The organism is Sandaracinobacter sp. (genome assembly GCF_041909755.1).
Taxonomy (GTDB): domain Bacteria; phylum Pseudomonadota; class Alphaproteobacteria; order Sphingomonadales; family Sphingomonadaceae; genus Sandaracinobacteroides.
On the sequence record NZ_JAYRCW010000152.1, the window covers coordinates 1 to 3,029 of the forward strand.

General features: G+C 64.8%; 4 protein-coding genes. 1 reads left to right on the forward strand and 3 read right to left on the reverse strand.

The features are described 5' to 3' along the window. A partial coding sequence (locus ACE3O8_RS13260) for a hypothetical protein (RefSeq protein ID WP_374390491.1) occupies positions 1 to 347 on the forward strand: 347 nt, incomplete at its 5' end. Positions 348 to 373: 26 nt separating this feature from the next. Here the strand turns inward: ACE3O8_RS13260 and ACE3O8_RS13265 are convergent. The 3 genes from ACE3O8_RS13265 to ACE3O8_RS13275 all read right to left on the reverse strand — a co-directional run. After that, complete coding sequence (locus ACE3O8_RS13265) at positions 374 to 1,345, reverse strand: PEPxxWA-CTERM sorting domain-containing protein (RefSeq protein WP_374390493.1); 972 nt, start codon at positions 1,343 to 1,345, stop codon at positions 374 to 376. Between the two features lie 82 nt (positions 1,346 to 1,427). Then, on the reverse strand, positions 1,428 to 2,051 hold the full coding sequence (locus ACE3O8_RS13270) for a hypothetical protein (protein ID WP_374390495.1): 624 nt from the start codon (positions 2,049 to 2,051) through the stop codon (positions 1,428 to 1,430). 89 nt (positions 2,052 to 2,140) lie between these two features. After that, positions 2,141 to 3,029 (reverse strand): citrate synthase (locus ACE3O8_RS13275; protein WP_374390497.1); only part of this gene is annotated, 889 nt, incomplete at its 5' end.

A 3,029-nucleotide genomic window follows, 5' to 3' on the forward strand; every position in this document is an offset into this window, starting at 1 on the left:
GTGGATGCCGCGCCCAATTCCAGACCGGCTATTCCGGGTCCAACTGGCATGGCGACAACAACTATTACCATGGCGATGGTCGGCATGAGTCCAACGATGGCGCCAAGGCGGCAATTGCGATCGGCGCAATCCTTGGGGCGGCGGCGATTGCAGCGGCGGCCAGCAAGAACAAGTCCGGTTCCGGTTCGTCTGACTATCAGTCGAACTGGAACAAGGGCTGCGATGCAGGCCGGCAGGACCGGTCACGCGGGATGAGCCGCGATTATGACCGCCACGCCGGCAGCTACGGCAGCCGCAGCGAACAGGCTTATTCGGCCGGCTACAACAGCTGCTGGTCCGGGCGGTAGGGATCAGACCTTGGCGACGAACCGGCTCAGTGAGCCGGTTCCGCTGCACAATCGACGCGACGCGCGGCCTTGCGCCTGCGAAGGCAAAGCCCGGTCAGGCCGAAGCCCGCAATCATCAGCATCCAGATGTCAGGCTCTGGAATCGCCCCTGAATTGTAGGTGAGGAGTTCCGTTTCATACCAGAAGGGCGTGTCCAGCGGCACCAGCAGCGGGATGCCCGCCACACCAGAATCGCCTGTCGGCAGCAGGCCGTCGCCCAGCGTGAAGGAAACGCTGCCGCCCTTGCCAGCAAGGATGCGGTCCTCGAAATCGGCCACAACCAGCGCTGCCAGTTCAGGATCGACGGCGGCAAGCGTCGGCAGCAGCAGGGTCGCCTTGCCATTGCCCTTGCCCGAGCCCTGGGCAATCAGCCACGAGCCGCCCTCGCTCACCACGGAGACCGAGAAGCTGAACCCGGTTCGCGGCCCCAGGTCGCTTCCAAGGCTGATGGGCACGAAGATCTCGCCCATTGCCGGCCCGTCCGCACCTGCCGCCGCGCTCAGCGGGTCGGGCTTGATGCCGATTGCTTCTTTCAGCACGCCCAGGACGCCCTTGATGCGGGTGTTTTCGTTCGCCTTGCCGGAAATGCCGTCCGGGCTGGTCAGGATCGGTGCGGCATTTTCGTGGATGTGGATGTTGTCCGAGAAGAAATTGTACTCGGCATAGGCGCGGAAGGGCTGCCGGGCGTCGCCCTTGGGTGGCACGCCGACGCCGGATTCCATCACGCCCTTCACTTCGGCCCAGAAGAATCCGTCGTCCGCGAAGCCGGCGGTCCGCAGCCCCTGGCTGTGGGAAACGGCGACAGGGTTGGCCACGGCAACGGCATTGCTGCTCGCCGCGCTCAGGAAATCCCAAACGAAGGAAGCCGCGCGGTTCGCCAGCGCGATTTCCAATGTCGTGAACGCGCTGGCGGGAACCGACGACATCAGAAGGGCGGTCAGAATGGCAGGCTTCAGCATGGCCTTCTCCTTCACAAGCGGAGAAGGACTGGCCCACCTGCCGGCGCGCCGCCATGATCCCTGTCAAAGGAGGCGTGCGCCCTCAGGCAACGGCCAGAACGATGTCCCATGCATAGGCCGGCGTCGCTGCGCCTGCCACCTGACCGGCGATCATGACGCCCCGATAGGGTTCCGGAATGCGTGACAGCAGCACGTCCGCGGCGTTTCCCTCCTCCCCCGGAAAATACATCTGCGTCATCAGCCGCTGGGGGCCGCCGGTCACGTCGAAGTGGATGTGCGGGGTTCGGCCGGGATATTTCCCCGGCTTCACCGTGCGAAAGCGATAGCGCCCCTCGGCGTCGGCTCTGATCACCGCCGATCCCTGGAAGCCGGGGTCGAGCGGCGCGGGGTTGCTGTCTCCGGGGTGGGCATAACGGCCTGCGGCGTTGGCTTGCCAGATGTCGAGCGTCGCGTTCGGCACCGGGCGCCCGTCAGGCCCCAGAACTCGGCCCGTCACTTCGATCCGTTCGCCCCGGGCGGGGGAGGCTGACGAAGCGAGCTGCGACAGGTCCGCATCCTGATCCAGCGGTCGCTGCACCGGATAGAATGGACCGATCGTCTGGAACGAGGTTTCGAGCAGCCTGGTGGCAGCGGCCAGACTGTCAGCCAGCGAGGCCCCCGCAATCACGAGGCCAGACCCGATGATCGCACGGCGCGAAATGATCATGACGATGCCCTCCCTGCGCGGCAGTTTGGGCATGGATCATGGCAGGAGTCCAGAGAGGCGGGCAGGGCGTGCGCCTGCCCCGGCCGGCCTCAGCGCCTGGCGATCGGCACATAATCCCGCTGCGGCGAGCCGGTGTAGAGCTGCCGGGGGCGGCCGATCTTCTGTTCGGGGTCGCCGATCATTTCGTTCCACTGCGCCACCCAACCCACGGTGCGGGCCAGCGCGAACAGCACGGTGAACATGCTGGTCGGGAAGCCGATGGCCGACAGGATGATGCCCGAATAGAAATCGACGTTCGGATACAGTTTCTTCGAGACGAAATATTCGTCCTTCAGCGCGATCTGCTCCAGCTCGCGCGCCACGTCGAACACCGGGTCGGTCACGCCCAGCTTCGCCAGCACTTCGTTCGCGGTCTGCTGCATCACCTTCGCGCGCGGATCATAATTCTTGTACACGCGGTGGCCGAAGCCCATCAGGCGGAAGGGATCGTCCTTGTCCTTCGCACGGGCGATGAACTCCGGAATCCGCTCCGGCCGGCCGATTTCACGCAGCATGTTCAGCGCCGCTTCGTTCGCGCCGCCATGCGCCGGGCCCCACAGGCAGGCGATGCCCGCCGCGATGCAGGCAAACGGGTTCGCGCCCGAAGACCCCGCCAGCCGCACCGTGGAGGTGGAGGCGTTCTGCTCATGATCGGCGTGCAGGATGAAGATGCGGTCCATCGCCTTTTCGATGACGGGATCGACCACATAGTCCTCGGCCGGAACGCCGAACGTCATCTTCAGGAAATTGCCCGTGTAGCTCAACGAGTTGTCGGGATACATGAAGGGCTGGCCGACGGAATATTTATAGGCCATCGCCGCAATCGTCGGCATCTTCGCGATCAGCCGGTTGCTGGCGATCATGCGCTGCTTCGGATCGTCGATGTCGGTGGAATCGTGATAGAAGGCGGAAAGCGCGCCCACCACGCCGCACATGATC

Excerpts from the sequence above, each read along its gene's own strand:
- ACE3O8_RS13265 (WP_374390493.1), bottom strand. The coding sequence starts at position 1,345 with ATGCTGAAGCCTGCCATTCTGACCGCCCTTCTGATGTCGTCGGTTCCC.
- ACE3O8_RS13270 (WP_374390495.1), bottom strand. The coding sequence starts at position 2,051 with ATGATCATTTCGCGCCGTGCGATCATCGGGTCTGGCCTCGTGATTGCG.